At 67.3% G+C, this 18,324-nt stretch carries 15 protein-coding genes; 10 read left to right on the top strand and 5 right to left on the bottom strand.

What is annotated here, in order from left to right; genetic code table 11:
* Positions 1-246: 246 nt before the first annotated feature.
* Together BLA15945_RS34085 and BLA15945_RS34080 are read right to left on the bottom strand one after the other, a co-directional pair.
* Complete coding sequence (locus BLA15945_RS34085; protein WP_059239718.1) at positions 247-1,635, bottom strand: MFS transporter; 1,389 nt, start codon at positions 1,633-1,635, stop codon at positions 247-249.
* Positions 1,636-1,840: 205 nt separating this feature from the next.
* The gene (locus tag BLA15945_RS34080) at positions 1,841-2,122 is read right to left on the bottom strand and encodes a darcynin family protein (protein ID WP_174994423.1); all 282 of its coding nucleotides are present in this window, start codon (positions 2,120-2,122) and stop codon (positions 1,841-1,843) included.
* 116 nt (positions 2,123-2,238) lie between these two features.
* Here BLA15945_RS34080 and BLA15945_RS34075 point away from each other — a divergent pair, with 116 nt between their 5' ends.
* On the top strand, positions 2,239-2,859 hold the full coding sequence (locus BLA15945_RS34075; protein ID WP_059239722.1) for a TetR/AcrR family transcriptional regulator: 621 nt from the start codon (positions 2,239-2,241) through the stop codon (positions 2,857-2,859).
* A 136-nt stretch (positions 2,860-2,995) separates the two neighbouring features.
* Positions 2,996-4,693, top strand: coding sequence for an alpha,alpha-trehalase TreA (gene treA, locus BLA15945_RS34070; RefSeq protein WP_174994422.1), 1,698 nt, complete (start codon positions 2,996-2,998; stop codon positions 4,691-4,693).
* 96 nt (positions 4,694-4,789) lie between these two features.
* On the opposite strand, the gene BLA15945_RS34065 is transcribed toward treA, so the two are convergent.
* The gene (locus BLA15945_RS34065; protein WP_174994421.1) at positions 4,790-6,277 is read right to left on the bottom strand and encodes a carbohydrate porin; all 1,488 of its coding nucleotides are present in this window, start codon (positions 6,275-6,277) and stop codon (positions 4,790-4,792) included.
* 119 nt (positions 6,278-6,396) lie between these two features.
* Positions 6,397-6,666, bottom strand: coding sequence for a hypothetical protein (locus tag BLA15945_RS34060; RefSeq protein WP_059239728.1), 270 nt, complete (start codon positions 6,664-6,666; stop codon positions 6,397-6,399).
* Between the two features lie 1,080 nt (positions 6,667-7,746).
* Between BLA15945_RS34060 and BLA15945_RS34055 the strand changes: the two genes are divergently transcribed.
* Together BLA15945_RS34055 and BLA15945_RS34050 are read left to right on the top strand one after the other, a co-directional pair.
* The gene (locus tag BLA15945_RS34055; protein WP_174994420.1) at positions 7,747-7,884 is read left to right on the top strand and encodes a hypothetical protein; all 138 of its coding nucleotides are present in this window, start codon (positions 7,747-7,749) and stop codon (positions 7,882-7,884) included.
* Positions 7,885-8,006: 122 nt separating this feature from the next.
* Positions 8,007-9,653: an Nramp family divalent metal transporter gene (locus tag BLA15945_RS34050; protein WP_059239731.1), complete on the top strand. Its 1,647-nt coding sequence runs from the start codon at positions 8,007-8,009 to the stop codon at positions 9,651-9,653.
* Between the two features lie 131 nt (positions 9,654-9,784).
* On the opposite strand, the gene BLA15945_RS34045 is transcribed toward BLA15945_RS34050, so the two are convergent.
* Complete coding sequence (locus tag BLA15945_RS34045) at positions 9,785-10,693, bottom strand: helix-turn-helix transcriptional regulator (protein ID WP_059240938.1); 909 nt, start codon at positions 10,691-10,693, stop codon at positions 9,785-9,787.
* 284 nt (positions 10,694-10,977) lie between these two features.
* Here BLA15945_RS34045 and BLA15945_RS34040 point away from each other — a divergent pair, with 284 nt between their 5' ends.
* From BLA15945_RS34040 to BLA15945_RS34015, 6 genes are all read left to right on the top strand, one after another.
* On the top strand, positions 10,978-11,826 hold the full coding sequence (locus tag BLA15945_RS34040; RefSeq protein WP_059239732.1) for a helix-turn-helix transcriptional regulator: 849 nt from the start codon (positions 10,978-10,980) through the stop codon (positions 11,824-11,826).
* A 234-nt stretch (positions 11,827-12,060) separates the two neighbouring features.
* Positions 12,061-14,262 carry a type III secretion system export apparatus subunit SctV gene (gene sctV, locus BLA15945_RS34035; protein WP_174994419.1) on the top strand — a complete coding sequence of 734 codons (2,202 nt, stop codon included), beginning with the start codon at positions 12,061-12,063 and terminating at the stop codon, positions 14,260-14,262.
* The gene (sctS, locus tag BLA15945_RS34030) at positions 14,259-14,537 is read left to right on the top strand and encodes a type III secretion system export apparatus subunit SctS (RefSeq protein ID WP_006480854.1); all 279 of its coding nucleotides are present in this window, start codon (positions 14,259-14,261) and stop codon (positions 14,535-14,537) included. Before sctV ends, sctS begins: the two co-directional genes overlap by 4 nt.
* On the top strand, positions 14,537-16,579 hold the full coding sequence (gene sctC / locus BLA15945_RS34025; RefSeq protein ID WP_174994418.1) for a type III secretion system outer membrane ring subunit SctC: 2,043 nt from the start codon (positions 14,537-14,539) through the stop codon (positions 16,577-16,579). Before sctS ends, sctC begins: the two co-directional genes overlap by 1 nt.
* Positions 16,560-17,897, top strand: a complete 1,338-nt coding sequence (gene sctD, locus BLA15945_RS34020) for a type III secretion system inner membrane ring subunit SctD (protein ID WP_174994417.1) — start codon at positions 16,560-16,562, stop codon at positions 17,895-17,897. Before sctC ends, sctD begins: the two co-directional genes overlap by 20 nt.
* A gap of 141 nt (positions 17,898-18,038) precedes the next feature.
* A complete protein-coding gene (locus BLA15945_RS34015; RefSeq protein WP_059239740.1) occupies positions 18,039-18,251 on the top strand; it encodes a hypothetical protein in 213 nt (70 codons plus the stop codon).
* Positions 18,252-18,324 lie beyond the last annotated feature (73 nt).

The following is an 18,324-nucleotide window of genomic DNA, read 5'->3' as shown; positions in this document are numbered from 1 at the left end:
CATGGCGCGACGACACGTGCGCGCAACGATTCCGCTTCCGACGCACATATGTCCATGGCACGCAGGAAGCGAATCCGGGATTCTCAACCCCCATCGGGAATCCAGGAGCCCTGAGCGGACATCCATGCGGCTGTGCACCGGCCCCGAGTGGATGTCCGCTGATTTTTTTGTATTTCCGGTTTTTCACCCGTCGCCGCGCGGCGGGTCATGCGATGGCGGCGGAAACGATTCCGCCGCATCGGCCATTCATTGCCGCTTGCCGCGTGCGACTTCGTCGCCGGCACCGGGCGGCAGCCGCCGCGTGATCGGAATCGACGCGAACGAGCACAGCCCGACCACGAGGAACGCGGGCCAGAAATCCGACCACACCATCGCCTGGTGGCCCTGCAGCCAGTGAGACACATGCAGCACGAGGCCGGCCACCGTCACGCCGAGGCCGAGCGACATCTGCTGCACGACGCTGCCGAGGCTCGTCGCGCGGCCGGCGTCGCGCGGCGAGATGTCCGCGTAGATCATCGAGTTCAGGCTCGTGAACTGCAGCGCGGGGAAGATGCCGCCGACGAGCACGATCAGCCAGATCGCCCAGGTCGGCATGCCGGGATGGAACACGCCGTACGCAGCGATCGCGAGCCCCGCGAATGCCGCGTTGTAGATCAGCACCGTACGAAAGCCGAAGCGGCGCAGCGTATACGTGGCCGTCGACCGGCTCATCGCGCCGCCCAGCGCGGACGCGCACGTGATGAGCCCCGAGTGGAACGCGCTCATCCCGAGCCCTTCCTGCAGCGCGAGCGGCAGCAGGAACGGCACCGCGCCGAGGCCGATGCGGAACAGCGACCCGCCGACGACGCTCGCGTGATACGTCGGGATCTTCAGGAAACTGAGGTCGAGCACCGGGCGCTCCTTGCGGCGCGCATACGGCACGTAGAGCGCGAGCATCGCGGTACCGGCCACGCACATGAAGATCGCATTCGAGCGCGACGTGAGCGAGCCGTCGATCAGCGTGAGCCCCATCAGCAGCAGCGCGGCGCCGCTCGCCGACAGCAGGAAGCCGAACCAGTCGAGCGGGCCGGGATCGGGCTCGTGCGTGTTCGCGATGTGCTTGCTCGCGAGATAGATCCCGTAGATGCCGATCGGTACGTTGATGAAGAAGATCATCCGCCAGTGCAGGTAGGTCGTGATGAAGCCGCCGACGAGCGGCCCGACCGTGGGCCCGAACAGCGCGGGAATCGCGAGGTAGTTCATCGCGCGCACAAGATCGGAGCGCGGCACCGCGCGGAAGATGATGATGCGGCCCACCGGCACCATCATTGCGCCGCCGACACCCTGGATGAAGCGCGCGAACGTGAGCACGCCGAGCGAGTTGGACGCCGCGCACATCAGCGAGCCGACGACGAAGATGCCGATCGCGGTGCGGAACACGGCACGCGCGCTGAAGCGGTCGGCGAGCCATCCGCAGATCGGGATGAATACGCCGAGCCCGACCACGTAGGCCGTGATCGCGATGTTCAGTGTGACGGGGTTGTGCCCGAAGTCCCTCGCCATCGCAGGCAGTGCGGTGACGATGATGTTCGCGTCGACGCTTTCCATGAACAACGCACAGGCAACGATGAGCGGTGCTAGAAAGACGGGCGACATGGGCTGGGCGCGCGGTAAAGACGTCATTATGCCCACAATGTGACCGTTGAGTCACGCATGACAACAGATGTTTCGCATGTTGCAACAGTCGTCTTTTCTGGCGAGCGTGCAGAAAGAACGACTGCGCACGCGCGGTACGTGCACCGGGCATGCGTGCCGCATGTACTCAGCTGGCGGACAGCGCGGCCTCGTCATGGTTGGACACCTATGCGTTCTCGATGCCCGGCAAAATCCCGGCGCTGTCGAAGCAGCGATCCCGGAACGGCGCGTCGCGCAGCGCCTCGACGACGCGTTCGTATGTGTGGCGATCCCGTGCGTCCCACACCCGCACGTCGGTCACGCGCACCGAGTGGAGCGCGGTGTCGTAGAAGCGCAGCGACACGCGTTCGCTGCGCGTCTGCCGAATCGGCTCGACGTGTTCGCGCCGCAGCCGGAAGCGTTCGGGCGCGGGACAGCCGAGCCGTTCGGGGCGGGTCTTCGCGAGCATGCACACGGTGAGCGACGTTGAAGTGTTGGCTGAGTCATGTCGATTCCCTTTGACGGAGCGGACGTGCGTTTCTAGAATATGAGCGTTCGCTCATATTGGAAACTCGCATTCCCGCCATGTCCGAATCGTCTTCCCGCATTCCGCTTTCGCCCCGCAAGGCGCCGCGCCAGCGCCGTTCGGTGGCGACCGTCGATGCGATCGTCGAGGCCGCCGCTCGCATTCTGGAGCGCGACGGCTTCGACGGTTACACGACGAACGCGGTCGCGGCGCTGGCCGGCGTGAGCATCGGCTCGCTCTATCAATACTTCCCGAATCGCGATGCGCTGACGGCCGCGCTCGTCGAGCGCGAGAGTGCGCATCTGCTCGACGACGTCGACCGGGCTGCCGCGCTGTCGTCCTGCGACGACGTGCTGCGCATGCTGGTGCGCGGGGCCGTCGCGCACCAGATGCGCCGGCCCGTGCTCGCGCGGCTGATCGATTTCGAGGAAGCGCGGCTGCCGCTCGGTGCGCGCGCCGCACGCGTCGTGGACCGTATCCACGCGACGCTGCTGCATGCGCTCGGGCGGCGCGATGCGCCGCGCGTCGCGGCGCCCGACGTCGTCGCGCACGATCTGCTCGCGATCGTGAAAGGCATCGTCGACGCGGCGGGCGCGCGCGGCGAGACCGATGCGGAGGCGCTCGAAGCGCGTGCGTGGCGGGCCGTGCGCGGTTATCTGCGCGAATCGAAACTTGCTTGATGCGCACGTTTCGTGCGACAGTCGGACCCATTCGCACCACAACATGACGCGTATCGATCGAGGGCCATCGAGACGAACGCGCGCGCGAACGAGACCTCGTGCCGATCCACTCACCATCGAAAGGAGGGGACACGTCATGACGTCACGTCGTGCCGCACCGATTGCATCTCGCTTCTCATCCCGTCTGTCGCCGCGTCTGCGCTGGGCTGCCGCGCTGGCTGTCGCCTATCTTGCCGTCGCAGGCTGCGCCGCGCAGGCCGACAACGCGAACCAGGCCGCCGTGCAAGCGGCCAGCCAGTCCCCGGCCGCCCCCGCGGCGACGGCTCCCGCGTCAGGCACGCTGCCGCCGCCGAGCCAGCTCTACGGCGACCTGTTCGTCGCGGTGCAGACCGCGCAGATCTACCCGGACCAGAAGACCTTCGTCGACGCGACGCCCGATGCCGATCCCGCGACGATCATGCAGTTGTATCAGCAACAGAAATCGCAGCCGGGCTTCTCGCTGAAGACCTTCGTCGGGCAGCACTTCACGCCGCCCCCGGAAAGCGGCGTGACGCCGCCGCCGAACCAGACGCTGCGCCAGCACATCGACTGGCTGTGGCCGCAGCTCACGCGCACGAGCACCACGGCGCCCCCATACGGTTCGCTGATTCCGATGCCGAAACCGTACGTCGTGCCGGGCGGGCGTTTTCGCGAAGGTTACTACTGGGATACCTATTTCACGATGCTCGGGCTGCAGGTGTCGGGCCGCGAGGATCTCGTCGACGACATGCTCGACAACTTCGCATATCTGATCGATACGATCGGGCACATCCCGAACGGCAACCGCACGTACTACGCGAGCCGCTCGCAGCCGCCGTTCTTCGCGTACATGGTCACGCTCGCCGCGCAGGCCGAAGGCGACAAGGTCTACCGGAAATACCTGCCGGAACTGCGCAAGGAGCATGCGTACTGGATGCAGGGCGAAACCACGACGCCGCGCGGGCAGGCCGCGCGCCACGTGGTCGCGATGCCGGACGGCGCGGTGTTGAACCGCTACTGGGATGCGAGCGACACGCCGCGCGACGAGTCGTATCTCGAGGACGTGACGACCGCGAAATCCGTGCCGTCCCGTCCGGCGAACGAGGTGTACCGCGACCTGCGCGCGGGTGCCGAAAGCGGCTGGGACTACAGCTCGCGCTGGTTCGGCGACGGCAAGACGCTCGCGACGATCCGCACGACGTCGATCGTGCCGGTCGACCTGAACAGCCTGATGTTCCATCTCGAGACGACGATCGTGAAGGGCTGCGTGGTCACGCGCGACGTGGCATGCGTGGCCGATTTCTCCGGGCGCGCGGCGCGGCGTGCGGCTGCGATCAACCGTTATCTGTGGAACCGTCACGGCTATTACGGCGACTATGACTGGCAGTTGCGCAAGCCGCGCGACGGCGTGACGGCGGCCACGCTGTATCCGCTGTTCGCGGGCGTCGCGTGGCCCGAGCGCGCGAAGGCGACCGCGCGCGAAGTGCGCAAGACGCTGTTGCAACCGGGCGGCCTTGCGACGACGACCGAGAACACGGGTCAGCAGTGGGATGCGCCGAACGGCTGGGCGCCGCTCCAGTGGATCGCGATCGACGGGCTGCGCCGCTACGGCGACCCGGCGCTCGCGAAGGACATCGGCACGCGCTTCCTGTCGGACGTGAAGCACGTGTATGCGACCGAAGGCAAGCTCGTCGAGAAGTACGTGGTCGAAGGCGCCGGTACGGGCGGCGGCGGGGGCGGCGAATATCCGCTGCAGGACGGCTTCGGCTGGACCAACGGCGTCACGCTGAAACTGCTCGGGCTGTACGGCGAGTGATACGCGGCGCGGGCCACGCGTTCGTCCGTTTCACAAGCACACGGGCCGGCCGGTCGCGCAAGCGGCCGACCGGCCCGCGTCTTGATGCGGGTCGCATCAGAACGTGATCGTCGTGCGCACGCCGACCACCGTTTCGTCGCCGATGCGCGCACCGGCCGCGTTCGGGTTCGGGATACCGCCGCCCGGCCGGAAGAAGTGCTGCAGGTCGGCCTGCAGTTGCCACCACGGCGTGACCTGGTACTGGTACGTCGCTTCGACGACGGTTTCCGCGCGGCGCACCGGATAGCCGGGTGTCGTGTACACGCCGGTGTCGCCGTCGAGGCCGCGCGCATGCGAGCCGATCTTCGCGTAGCCGATCGCGATGCCGGCGACGTCGTTGTCGCGCCCGGCGAACGGCGCCTTCAGCGTCACGCCTGCGTTGGCGGCGAAATCGACGATATTGCGATCGCCCGGCGAGCCCATCACGCGCGCGAACACGCCGATCGCGCGCGGGCTGTCGGCCGACGGCCGCCACACCATCTGGTCCGCGACGGCGTAGAAGCCGTAGTTGCCGCGATGCGTGGCGGCCGTGCCGTTGCTGGCCGGATCCGCGAGCGACAGGCCGTCGGTGCCGTAGCGCGGATCGTTCGCGTGCTGCGACTGATACCAGAAGCCGAGCTTGTACGTACCGGGCAGGCCCGCCGGTTGCGGCGCCTTCGGATCGGCGGGCGGCGCGTTCAGCGCGTACTGCACTTCGCCGATCACGAATGCGCCGCTGCGCAGGTTGAAGTTGGTGCCGTGTGCGTTCAGCACCTGCGCGTCGCCGTCGGTGCGGCCGGCCGGGTTGCCGTCGAACACGCCGACCATCGCGGTCCACGCGTCGGCCGGCTTCACGCGCAGCCGCACGCCGAGCGACGACAGCGGATACGCGGGGCCGCCGGCCGGCAGGTCGGTCGACGGCAGCACGGGCCAGCCGAACGTCGCGTTCATGAACGTCGCCGCGTTCTGGCTCACCATGAATTCCTGGTCGACGCTCTGCTGGCCGACCTTCACGTCGACCTTGCCGTCGAGCAGCGACTGCTGATACCAGAGCTCCCACAGGCGCGTGGTCGAATTCGCTTCGATGCCCGTCGCGGTCTGCAGCGTCTGCAGGTAGCGCTGCGTGAGGTTGGTGCCGTGGATCTGCAGCCCCGACACGTTGAACGTGCCGCCCGGCAGGCCGATCGCCTTGCCGGTATCGACGTTGAAACCGAACTGCGTGAGCCCCTGGTACGCGCCGCCGCGATTCGTGCCGCCCGACGTGTTGTACAGGTACTCGCTGGTTTCCTGCAGGCTCAGCGTGACACCGTGATCGCCGAGGCGATCGCGCAGGCCGCCCATGTTGCCGAGCAGGTTCGAACGCTCCCAGAAACCGGTGGGAGCGGGCGCGGCAGCATCGGCGGCCTGTTGTGCGGGGGCGGCGGCGTCGCTGGCGCCGGCCGCCGGTTCGGCCGCGGCCGGCGACGACGCCTGCGCGAACGCGGATGTGGTCGCGAGCGACAGCAGCAGCGTGGCGAGCGCATTGACGCGGAGCTTGCGCGGGACGGGTTCGAGATGATTCTTCATGTGGGCTCCGTTGACGGTTTGATTAGTTGATCTGAAGAAACGAAAACGTGATGCGGGAAGCACGGCGAGACGATCGCGCGGCGGTCCAGGGCGAGTGGGTCCGCCGCGCGGCGATGGGGTTACGGCAGCCAGCCGCCGACGCGCCACACCTGCGCGAAGCCGAGGCGTGGCGCGGCCGAGCACAGCAGCGCGGCGAGCGCGATTGCGACTGCCGTCGCGGCGACCAGCACGCAGTCGAGCGGGCGGGGCGTCGCCGGTACATAGGCGAGCGCCGTGCCGCGCCAGTTGCTGAATGCATGGGCAAGCGGCGACAGGCCGGAAACGAACGAGCGGTCGCACGCGACGTGCGCGATGCGCTTGAGTCTGACCACGAACGATTGAAAGAACATGACGCTGCCTCCGTCCGGTCCGGCGCGGGCCGGACGACGTGTTCGAGCGCGGGCGCACGATGCGGCCTGCGATCGGAGGGTGGAACGTAATGGAGCGTGCGACTGACGAGACGGCGATGGCTGGCCCGGGAGGAAGCGCGCTAACCCGACGAATGCGAGCTAGCGGCGAAAGACATGCGTCTGGCTGCTATCTCGCGATGGCTTGGCCGGCCTGGACCGGCATCGAACTGCAACTAGAGCATGTGTCCACGGAGGGACTCCCTTGATGAATTGCGGCGGATTGTAGTCGGGACTTTTGCTGCGGTGCAAGTAAAAAACGCATAAAAAGCGATCTGTGTCGCGGGCGCGTCGAAACGGACGACTGCGGTGCGGCTGCGGCACGGGATGGGTATGAAGAGAGCGGCACGGGACGCCGCGCCGTTGTGCGCACGCATCGTTGCACGACCGTGCCGTGACGCGCTGAAAGGTTCCGGCACGTCATTTCAGGGGCAAATCTTTCAGTGGCGCAAGGCGGGAAATTTATTTCGTGAAATGGGGTTTGGAGGGATTGACTTCACTCTCGGGCGGTCCATAGAATCCGCCATCTTCACTCTTGGGGCCGCCGCCTTGGACGCCTGCAGTAGTCGATCTTCGAACGAAATTTCCGCCTGAGCGACCGACGTCCGCGCCTCATCGAAGCCGCCGTTTGTCTCCCAGGCAAACGGTGCGCGCAGCAGTATTCCGCAGCAAATTCCTACGTGCACCCTGATTCGCGCCGGTTAGCGTGATGCGTTTTCGCATGCGTTGCCCGGTTTCACCGCCGCCAGGCTGGCGGCCGCGTTCGCGCATGCCTTTTCCGGGCTCGCGAGGGGCGGCCCGCCGGCCCGACGGCGGTCAACCGTGTTTTCCGGAACACCGCACAGGAGCCGCCATGAACGACAGTGACAGTTGTCCCTTATGCCCGTTGCACGCACAGACCCTTTTGAACCCGGGTCGCAGGGACAATCCGGCCCATTAGCCTGACACGTCGTTCAGGCCCCGGACTGGCCCCGCGCCCAAGACGCGGCCGGCACGCCTGCCGTCGCCGCACGGAGCCAGACCATGAACTTCGGCCTTCTGCTGTCGAACCTTCCGCACGTCACGGAATCGCGTAACCACTACGACGCGATGCTGACGCTCGACGCCCGTCCGCGGGTGTTCTCCCGCCTGCTGAACCAGCTGAAAGCGTTGATCCACTGAACAGAAGCGCCGAGCGCGCCTCGGCATGCGCACGCGCGGCCGCCTTCGAGCGGCCGCCCCGCGCGCATTCCAAGGTCACACGCTTATCGAATCGAATAACCCTTAGCCGTACGGAACACATCATGTCCACGCCATCCAACGTCTCTCCACCGATCGCCGTCGAACGCAGCGCTGTGCTCGACGAAGCCCACCTGGGCGACATCCGCGGCGCACTCGGGACGATCGCGCACCACGACACCGGTGCGCGCGGCTCGTGGTGGGCGCGCCTGCGCACGCTGCTCGCGATCATCGGCCCGGGCCTGATCGTGATGGTCGGCGACAACGACGCCGGCGCATTCGGCACCTACACGCAGGCCGGCCAGAACTACGGCACGACGCTGCTTTGGACGCTGCTGCTGCTCGTGCCGGTGCTGTACGTGAACCAGGAAATGGTGCTGCGTCTCGGTGCGGTCACGGGCGTCGGCCATGCGCGCCTGATCTTCGAGCGCTTCGGCAAGTTCTGGGGTGCGTTCAGCGTGATCGACCTGTTCCTGCTCAATGCGTTGACCATCGTCACCGAGTTCATCGGCATCACGTTCGTGCTGGATTTCTTCGGATTGCCGAAGGTGGCCGGCGTGTGCGTGGCCGCGGCGCTGACCATGGCAGCGGTGAGTACCGGCGATTTCAGGCGTTTCGAGCGGTTCGCGATCGGGTTGTGCGTGCTGAGCCTGCTGCTGGTGCCCGTGCTCGTGTCGATCCATCCGCCCGTCGCACAGATGACGCGCGACTTCTTCGTGCCGAACTGGCCCGCGCACGCGAAGCTGTCGGACGTGATGCTGCTCGTGATCGGCATCGTCGGCACGACGGTTGCGCCGTGGCAGTTGTTCTTCCAGCAGAGCTACGTGATCGACAAGCGCATCACGCCGCGCTTCATGAAGTATGAAAAGGCCGACCTGTGGATCGGTATCGCGTTCGTGCTGGTTGGCGCGGTCGCCATGATCGGCTTCAGCGCCGCGCTGTTCAACGGTCATCCGGAAGCCGGCAACTTCACCGACGCAGGCGGCATCATCGCGGGCCTCGAGAAGTATGCGGGCCGCACGAGCGCGACGCTGTTCGCAGTCGCGCTGCTCGATGCGTGCATCATCGGCGCGGCAGCGGTGTCGCTGTCGACCGCGTATGCGATCGGCGACGTGTTCAAGATCCGTCACTCGCTGCACCGCGGCGTGACCGACGCAAAGGGCTTCTATCTCGTCTATTTCGGCATCGTCGCGGCCGCGGCTACGCTCGTGCTGATTCCGGGCAGCCCGCTCGGCCTGCTGACCGAAGCCGTGCAGACGCTGGCCGGCGTGCTGCTGCCGAGCGCCACGGTGTTCCTGCTCGTGCTGTGCAACGACCGGCAGGTGCTCGGCCCGTGGGTCAACTCGACGAAGCTCAACGTGTTCACGGGCGCGGTGATCTGGGTGCTCGTGTTGCTGTCGATCATCCTGACCGCATCGGTGATGTATCCGGATATCAGCGGCGAAGCGATCGTCGACGTGCTGGTGGGCGGTACCGTGCTCGCGATCGCAGGCTATCTCGCGACGGTATTGATTCGCCGCAACAAGCGCGTGGTCGAGCCGGCGCTCGATCGCTCGCTGCGCGATACGTGGCGCATGCCGCCGCTCGATACGCTCGAGCCGCAGAACATGACGGTCGCGACGCGCATCTGGATGGCCGTGCTGCGCGGCTATCTGGTGATCGCGGTCGGTCTCGTGATCGTGAAGGTCGTCCAGATGACGCTGCTGAAGTAACGCAGGACGTCGTCTGACAGGAAGCGGCGCCGGACCCGGCACCGCGCCGCAACCCGTACATGCCGGCCCGCGAGGCCGGCATGTACGTTTACGCGCCCGGTTTCATGAAACGGCGCAGTGCCGCGCCGTGCTCAGATCAGCTCGAGCTTCGACGTCAGGTACGTGAGCTGGATCCGGTTCGCGACGCCGAAGCGCTTGCGCAGCTTGCGCAGGTGATAGTCGACGTTGTGCGCGCTGGTGTCGAGGCGCCGGCCGATTTCCTTGTCGGATGCGCCTTCGGCGATGCCGAGCAGCAGTTCCTGCTCGAACGGCGTGAGCCCGTTCACCGCGCGTTCGCGCGACGTCGAGATCAGTTGCGGCGACGCGAACTTGTGGACCGACAGCCCGATCGACAGCGCCTGCTCGATCGTCGCCGGCGTGATCCATTCGCGCGTGCGGCGCGGCGCGGTGAAGCTCATGAACGCGTGCAGCCGCGTGCCGGGCACGGCCATCGAGTACATGATGCCGCTGCACATCCCGTCGTCCTGCATCGTCTGCAGGAAGCCGTCGAGCGCGGCCGGGCTCACGTACGGGCCGTCGTCACGCTCGCGGTGATCGCGTCGCAGCTGCTGCAGGTCCCACACGATCGGCATGTTGCACACGCGCGCGCCGAGCGTGCGCGGATCGACGTCGTGATGGTTGTGCCGCACGTAGTCGCCGCGATAGGTGGCCGGCGTGAACGCTTCGTGCAGGTAAAGACTTTCGACACGCTCGCGCGAGAATTCGAGTGCGAAGTAGGCGAACGTCGAGAAGCCGGTCAGGTGCAGCAGGCTCGTGACGATCCGGTTGCGCTCGGCCGTGCTCTGCGCGTGCGCGAGCGTATCGGCGACGCCGAGCTTCGGCGCGTGCGGCTGCGTGTCGTCGCCGCGCTTCACGTCGTCGCACCAGACGACCTGCACGGCGCGCTCGCGCAGCGCATCCGCGCATGCGCTCAATCCGCGCGGCGGGCGGGACAAGGTGGTTGGGGCGACCGCTTCTTCATGCAATGCAATATCGGACATGAGCCATCCCTCGGAATCGACGCGCATCGCCTGGCGGCGGCCGTATCGTGAACGGCATTCGCGGCGGTGCGATCGAGCATCGTTTTTGATATGCGCCGATCGTCATCCCTGACGAAACGCGGGGGCATTGTACAAAAATGCCTGTGTATGCGTAATATGCCGTAATACCAATTGCGGCGAAAGGTTCATATTCGCACGCATATATCAACGACCAGAAAATCATAAAGAAAAGACCAGATCGTGACGGGGCGCAGTTTCACATATTGGGAAAGGGCGGGCTCCTCATGACATATGCTGACGGCGCACCACGCGTCGAGTGGTTCTCACAAGCCGATATAGCGGCCGCTGCCGCTTATTCGAACGAATATCAGGCAATCGAGCGCGACGTTTTTACCGGCATTCAAATAACATCCGGTAAAACCGACCTTGTGCCGATCGATTTCGTGCAATGCCACGCGAGATTGCGGCAAATCGGATTCAGTACGCTCGGTTACGGCGCCTACGAAATGATCGGGCGGCGCATCCTGTGCGCGCATCTGCTGCGCGACCTCGCGCCGGCGACATTCATGCAGCCGTTTATCGAGGGAATGCTCTACGAGAGCGACCCGCGCTTCGCGCAGGTGCGGCAGAGCGGTTTCCCGGTCGCGTGGCGGCTCGACGAGATCGAGGCAGCCGCGCAGCGCAGCGGCGACCGCAAGGCGCTGGCGCTCGCCGGCCATCTGCGTGCGCATGCGATGAACAGCGGCGTGCTCTTCAGCCTGTCGGCGCCGCGCCTCGATCTGCGCGTCGCGGTGAACGTGACTTCAGAGACGCACGGCACCGAGTGGATCGACGATCGCGTGATCGGTGGCGCGCTGTCGGTCAGTCTCGCCGTGCATCGCGTCGCGCTGCCGTTCCTCGAGGCGCGCATCGCGCGCATGCGCGGCTTCGCGCTCGGCGACGAGCAGCAGCAGGTACTCGACCGGCTCGTGCACGGGCTGTCCGACCAGGAGATCGCGAGCGCGTTGCGCACGTCGCTGCACAAGGTCGGCCACCACATCCGCTCGCTCGAAAAACTCTTCAACGTGCAGAACCGTGCGCAGCTCGCGTACCTCGCCGCACGGCGCCTGCCGTCCGACCTGACGTCCGCCTGACGCGCGCGCCGGCGGCCCGGCGCGCGATGGAAGCGGTTCCGGCGGCGCGTGCCCGAACGTGCCGCCGGGTTTCGTAGTCCGATTCGATCGTCGCCGGAAAACGCGCTTTCACGCTACGAGGCGCACCCCTTTTTCCATCGTTTCCCGTCGCTACACTCGTCCCATTCAACGGTCCGCGTGGCAGGGGGCAGGATTGCCCGTGCCAGCCGGCGATAACGACAGGACAACGGCACGATGGCAGAACCGAAGGCGCTCCCCCGCGACTGGCAGCGGTTGTTTTCCGCCGGCCGCGGCGTATCCGGACGGCGTCTCGGGGGCGCATCGCCGCGCGCCGACCTGTTTCTCGCGACGTTCATCGTCGCGGTCGTCGCGCTGTTCATCCTGCCGCTGCCGCAGGCTGCGCTCGACGGGATGATCTCGCTGAATCTTGCCGCGAGCGTCGTGCTGCTGACGGTGTCGACCTATGTGCCGTCGGCGGTCAGCTTTTCGTCGTTTCCCGCGCTGCTGTTGTTCACGACGCTGTTCCGGCTCGCGCTGAACATCGCGTCGTGCAAGCTGATCCTGCTGCACGCGAACGCGGGCCACGTGATCGACGCGTTCGGGCGGCTGGTGGTCGGCAACAACGTGGTGGTGGGCGGTGTGGTGTTCCTCGTAATCGCCGTCGTGCAGTTCATCGTGATCGCGAAAGGGTCGGAGCGGGTGGCCGAAGTCGGTGCGCGCTTTTCGCTCGACGCGATGCCCGGCAAGCAGATGAGCATCGACGCGGATTTGCGCGCGGGCATCATCAGTGCCGACGAAGCGCGCGAACGCCGCGAGAAGCTCGAGCAGGAATCGCAGATGCACGGCGCGATGGACGGCGCGATGAAGTTCGTGAAGGGCGACGCGATCGCGGGCCTCGTGATCGCGTTCATCAACATCGTCGCGGGGATTGCGGTCGGAACCCTGATGCACGGGATGGATATCGGCGAGGCGTTGCAGCGTTACGCAATCCTGACGGTCGGTGACGGGATGGCGTCGCAGATCCCGTCGCTGCTCGTGTCGATCGCGGCCGGCATCGTGACGACGCGCGTCGCGACGCGCGATGCGCGGCAGCGCCAGTTGGGCGAACAGCTCGGCGAGCAACTGGGTGCGCATCCGCGCGCGCTGCTGATCGCGGCGTTCGTGCTGAGCGGCTTTCTCGTCGTGCCGGGTTTTCCGAAGTGGTCGTTTGCGCTGATCGCGCTCGGACTCGGCGCATTCGCGTTCTCGCAGCTCAAGCGCAAGACGACCGCGCCGAGCTTCAACCTGATTCATGTCGCGGGGCGTGTCGGCGCGGCCGACGACGGTCAGCCCGCGAAGGTGTCGCACGCGGCGGGCGTCACGTCGCTGATCGCGGTGTCGCTGTCCGACGACCTGCGCACGAGCCTGAACCTCGCGCAACTGCAGGCCGCGCTGTCGAGCGCGAAGGCGCGCGTCGACGCGGACATCGGCACGGTGTTCCCGCGCATCACGCTGAACGACGACGAAGGCGCGGCGGCCGGCACGTACCGGATCTATCTGCAGGACGTGCTCGCCGCGCAGGGCGCGCTGAAGCCGGGCTGGCTGCTGTGGGACGGTGTCGCGCCGCTGCCCGAGCGGGCGGAGCGCCAGCCGGCCGAGGCGTTCGGCCCATTCGCGACCGCGTTGTGGATCAAGCCGGACGGCGCGGCGCCGGATGGCAAGTGGCTGTCGAGCGAAAACGCGCTGGCCGCGCACGTCGAGCAGATCGTGCGCCAGCATGCGGACGAACTGCTCGGAATTCAGGAGACGCAGGCGCTCGTGCACCTCGTGCGCCGCGATCACCCGGAACTCGTGGGCGAACTGACGCGGCTCGTGCCGCTGCAGCGCGTGACCGAAGTGCTGCGCCGGCTGCTCGCCGAACAGGTGCCGATCCGCAACCTGCGCGTGATTTTCGAGAGCCTGATCACGTGGGCGCCGAACGAGCCCGACGACGTGATCGCGCTGGTCGAGCTGGTGCGCGTCGACCTGCGCCGGATGATTACCGACCGCCATGCGGGCACGACGCGTCAGCTGCGGGTCGTGCTGTTCGAGCAGAACCTGCAGGAGCGGATCGAGAGCGCGGTGATGCGCACGAAGCAGGGCAATTTCCTTGCGCTGTCGAGCGCGGTCAAGCAGGACATCGGCGAGCAGGTGCGCGCGATCGTGCAGGCCGCGCAGGCGGCCGGCCCCGGCGGCAGCGCGCAAGGCGGCGCGCGGCTCGCGGTGATGGTCGCGCTCGGCGCGCGCCGCTACGTGAAGACGATCCTGCAGCCGGTGCTGCCCGATCTCGCGGTGCTGTCGTACCAGGAAGTCGAGGAGGACGTGCAGTTGCACACGGTCGGCTGGGTCAAGAACCCGCCGGACGACGGCACGGTTGGCGCGGGCGCCGACGTGCGTGTGCCGGGAGCCGTGCAATGACGAGCTCGACGATCCTCGACCTGACGCGCCAGGCGCTGATGCTCGTGCTGCTGCTGTCGCTGCCGATCGTATTGATCGCCACCGTCACGGGCCTCGTCGTCGCGATCCTGCAGGCCGTCACGCAGGTGCAGGACGCCAACATCGGCATCGCGGTGCGGCTGATCGCCGTGATGGTCGCACTCGTGCTGCTGTCGGGCTGGCTCGGCGGCGAAGTGCTGCGCTTTGCGCAGCAGGCGCTGGAACGCATGTTCGTTTCTTCCACAGGAGTCCTTTGATGCGTCGACGCGTCGCCTCGATCCGGTTTCAACCGCGCAGCCTGCAACGGGCCGCGCTTGCCGTGTGCGCGACCGCGCTGCTCACGGCGTCGCTGTGCATGGCGCCCGCGCAGCCTGCGCGCGCCGCGGACCTGCGCTGGCGCAACAAGCCGTTCACGATCGTCGCGAACGGCAAGAAAATCGGCGACTTCATCCGCGAGCTTGCGTCGTCGCAGGGTGTGACGGCCGTGGTCGACCCGAAGGTCGACGGGGTGATCAGCGGCCGCTTCTCGGGCACGCCGCAGCAGACGCTCGACACGATCTGCTCGACCTACGGGCTCACGTGGTACTACGACGGCTCGTTCCTGTACGTCGATCCGGCCGACCAGTCGCAGACGCAGATGATCCCGATCCCGCCGAATGCCTCCGGTGAAATCGGCCGCGCGCTGCAGGCGATGCAGATTCCCGACAAGCGCTACACGCTCGTGATCAACGACCGCGCGAACAGCGTGTACGTGGCCGGCCCGCGCCGCTATGTCGAACTCGTGCGGCAGGCGGTGGGCTCGGTCGGCGATCCGTCGGCGAACGGCGCGCATGCGGATATCCGTGCGTTCCGGCTGAAATACGGCTGGGCGTCGGACTTCACGATCAACCGCTCGGGCAAGGAAGTGACGGTGCCGGGCGTCGCGACGATCCTGCGGCGGCTGTTCGGCAAGGCGGGCGACACGACCGCGGCGCCGTCGAGCACGTCGCTCGGCCAGGCCGCGCGCCAGGTGAAGCTCGGCTCGGGGCTGACGATCGCGGTGCCGCGCCTCGATTTCCCCGATATCTCCGGCGGCCCGCGTTCGGGCGGTTATTCCGGCGACGGCAGCATGGGCAGCGGGTTCTCGCCGTTCTCGAACAGCGGCGGCGGCGACACGCTGCCGCAGATCGTTGCGGACCCGGCGATCAACGCGGTGATCGTGCGCGACCTGCCGGAGAACATGTATCGCTATCAGTCGCTGATCGGCCAGCTCGACGAGCGTCCGCGCATCGTCGAGATCAACGTGACGATCATCGACATCAACGAGGATTCGCTCGACAGCCTCGGGATCGACTGGCGCCTGCACACGACGCACGGCGACGTGCAGATCGGCAACGGCCAGAACCCGCTGAACGGCAACACGCAGTACAACGGCGTCGGCAATCCGCCGCTGACGTTCGGTGTCGGTACGTCGGAAACCGGGCAGACGGGCACCTTCTTGCCGACCGGCATCGCGCTGACCGCGTCGATCGGCGGGTCGCTGCGCAATTACCTGCTCACGCGCGTGAACGCACTCGCGCAGAAGGGCCAGGCGCAACTGCGTTCGAAGCCGAAGGTGCTCGCGCTCGACAACACCGAGGCGATCCTCGAGAACCTCACGCAGTTCTACGTGCAGGTGCCGGGCTACCAGGATTCGTCGCTATACAGCGTGACGACCGGCACGAGCATCAAGGTGACGCCGATGATCGTCGACGAGGCGATCCGCAATGCGGCCGCCGTGTCCGGCAATCCCGAGAGCGTGATGATGTCGATCGACATCCAGGACGGCAACATCGTGCAGGGGCAGGCCGTGTCCGGCGTGCCGGTGATCCAGCAGCGCAACATCGTCACCAAGACGATGATCGACGAAGGCAAGAGCCTGCTGATCGCCGGTTTCAACGACGACGAGGTGAAGCTGAACAAGAGCGGCGTGCCCTGGCTGTCCGACATTCCGCTGATCGGCAACCTGTTCAAGTACACCGACAAGTCGGGCAACCACATGGAGCGGTTCTACCTGCTGACGCCGCGCGTGGTGACGACCGCGTCGATGTATGCGCCGGACGGCTCGCCCGTGAACCCGGGCGCCGACGGGACGGCCAATCGGGAAGGGATGTCGATGTATCGCCCGCCGGACAACGACGTGGCGGTGCCGCTGACGCCGAAGCCGCTGCCCGGCACGAAATTCGGCCCGCCCGCGCTGCCGCCGCCGCCGAAGGATGCGGCGTCGCAGCCGGCGGCGACGACCGCAGGAGCCACTCCCCATGTCGACGAGCATCATTGACCCGCACGGCGACGGCGCGTTGCCTGGCGGCGCAGGGGGCGGCGCGGCCGTGCTCGCGTCGCCGTGGAACCTGTGCTTCCTGAGCGGGCCGATGTACGGCCGCACGATGTCGCTCGCGCGCGGTGCGAACTGGGTCGGCACCGCGGCCGATTGCGAAGTCATCCTGCCCGATCGCGAGATCGGTGCGAAACAGGTGTGCCTGCAGGTCGGTGCGCTCGCGGTGACGGTGCAGAATCACGGCGGCGACACCGGCGCGCCGGTGCTGTTCAACGACGAGCCGCTCGGCACGGGCCGCCGTTCGCTGACGCCGCAGGACGTCGTGACGGTCGGCTCGATCCGGCTCGGCATCGCGCGGCATGCGCAGGCGAGCGTCGCGGTGCCCGACGAAGCCGATGCCCCGGACGCCGCGCGCGAGGCTGCGTGGCTCGGCTGGCTCACGGGCGGGCTGCGGCGCCTCGGCAGCCGGCGGCTCGTGATCGCGCTGGTCGCGCTGTGGCTCGGCGTGCTGCTCGGCGCGCTCGGCTACGGCTTCGTCACGTGGTCGGGGCGCCTGCCGTGGCAGCACGAATCGGTACTTGCGCGCACGCACCGGCTGCAACAGCTGCTGCACGCGTATCCGGAGCTGGCCGTCGCGCCGCGCGACGACGGCGTGATCGTGTCGGGCTACGTCGGCGATCCGGCGGCGCGCGAACGCGTCGCGCAGATCGTCGCGGGCGTCGACAACGCGGCGCTCGGCACGATCTACGTGGTCAGCGATCTGGTTGCGACCGCGCAGACCTATTTCAGCGATACGGCGCTGACGGTCACGTATCTCGGCCGCGGCCGGATCGAGCTGACGGGCGTGGCCGCGCGCGCGCAGATCGAGCCGCGCATCCGCAACTACATGAAGGACGCACGTCCGGCGCTCGAGGTGGTCGATCACGTGCGCGATGCCGATCCGGCCGCACCGCGTACGGCGACGACGCTCGGCGGCATGGCCGGGATTCCGGAAATCACGACCGTGTTCGCCGGCGACGGCGATCAGCGTTACATCGAGACGGCCGACGGCAGCCGCTATTTCGAAGGGGCGCGGCTGAAGGAGGGCGCGACCGTCGTGTCGATCGGCCCGGACGAGGTGGTGTTCGAGCGCAACGGCCAGCGCATCACGATGCCGCTCGGCGGCTCGTCGGCGAGTGCGCCCGAGCAGGCGCCGGCGCCGCCTGTGGCGCCGCTCGCGAGCGGCGCGGCGGCGGGCGTCGCGCAGCCGGTGCCGGGGCCGACGCTGTTGCCGGATGCAGCGGCAACGGCCGGTGCATCGACGAAGGCGGCGGCGCGTTAGCGCCGCGACAGGTCATGCGCATCGCGTGGCACGCGGTGCGCACATTACGCGGGGCGTCGCGAGCGTGCGGCGGCCCACGTCGACGGCGGGGCATGGGGCTGCCGCCGCAAGGTGGATGACGTTCACGTAAAGGAGCGCAACATGGGTACGCAGGCAACAGGTGGGGCAACCAACACGAACCAGGTCCAGCAGCAGGCCGACGACCTGACCAAGACGCAGCTCGAACTGACGAAGATCAACTTCCAGGTCCAGCAGTCGACGGCGACGTTCGAAACCAGCAACGCGGTGACCGCGCAAGAGGGAACGGCGAACGCCCAGGTTGCGCAACACCTGAGCTCGGCCGGCCGCGCATGACGCCGGCCACCGGCCGCGCCGCGCGACGCCGCGCGCCGGGGCCGCCCGTTACGGGCGCTCGGCGTCGGATTCT

The sequence above is a fragment of the Burkholderia arboris genome, from assembly GCF_902499125.1.
In the GTDB taxonomy this organism is placed as follows: domain Bacteria; phylum Pseudomonadota; class Gammaproteobacteria; order Burkholderiales; family Burkholderiaceae; genus Burkholderia; species Burkholderia arboris.
The sequence above is the reverse complement of the archived record's forward strand: the minus strand, read 5'-3'. Positions and strand labels throughout refer to the sequence as shown.

Bases quoted from the DNA above. Each gene is read 5' to 3' on its own strand.
- BLA15945_RS34085 (WP_059239718.1), bottom strand. From the start codon at position 1,635: ATGTCGCCCGTCTTTCTAGCACCGCTCATCGTTGCCTGTGCGTTGTTC.
- BLA15945_RS34080 (WP_174994423.1), bottom strand. From the start codon at position 2,122: ATGCTCGCGAAGACCCGCCCCGAACGGCTCGGCTGTCCCGCGCCCGAA.
- BLA15945_RS34075 (WP_059239722.1), top strand. From the start codon at position 2,239: ATGTCCGAATCGTCTTCCCGCATTCCGCTTTCGCCCCGCAAGGCGCCG.
- treA (WP_174994422.1), top strand. From the start codon at position 2,996: ATGACGTCACGTCGTGCCGCACCGATTGCATCTCGCTTCTCATCCCGT.
- BLA15945_RS34065 (WP_174994421.1), bottom strand. From the start codon at position 6,277: ATGAAGAATCATCTCGAACCCGTCCCGCGCAAGCTCCGCGTCAATGCG.
- BLA15945_RS34060 (WP_059239728.1), bottom strand. From the start codon at position 6,666: ATGTTCTTTCAATCGTTCGTGGTCAGACTCAAGCGCATCGCGCACGTC.
- BLA15945_RS34055 (WP_174994420.1), top strand. From the start codon at position 7,747: ATGAACTTCGGCCTTCTGCTGTCGAACCTTCCGCACGTCACGGAATCG.
- BLA15945_RS34050 (WP_059239731.1), top strand. From the start codon at position 8,007: ATGTCCACGCCATCCAACGTCTCTCCACCGATCGCCGTCGAACGCAGC.
- BLA15945_RS34045 (WP_059240938.1), bottom strand. From the start codon at position 10,693: ATGTCCGATATTGCATTGCATGAAGAAGCGGTCGCCCCAACCACCTTG.
- BLA15945_RS34040 (WP_059239732.1), top strand. From the start codon at position 10,978: ATGACATATGCTGACGGCGCACCACGCGTCGAGTGGTTCTCACAAGCC.
- sctV (WP_174994419.1), top strand. From the start codon at position 12,061: ATGGCAGAACCGAAGGCGCTCCCCCGCGACTGGCAGCGGTTGTTTTCC.
- sctS (WP_006480854.1), top strand. From the start codon at position 14,259: ATGACGAGCTCGACGATCCTCGACCTGACGCGCCAGGCGCTGATGCTC.
- sctC (WP_174994418.1), top strand. From the start codon at position 14,537: ATGCGTCGACGCGTCGCCTCGATCCGGTTTCAACCGCGCAGCCTGCAA.
- sctD (WP_174994417.1), top strand. From the start codon at position 16,560: ATGTCGACGAGCATCATTGACCCGCACGGCGACGGCGCGTTGCCTGGC.
- BLA15945_RS34015 (WP_059239740.1), top strand. From the start codon at position 18,039: ATGGGTACGCAGGCAACAGGTGGGGCAACCAACACGAACCAGGTCCAG.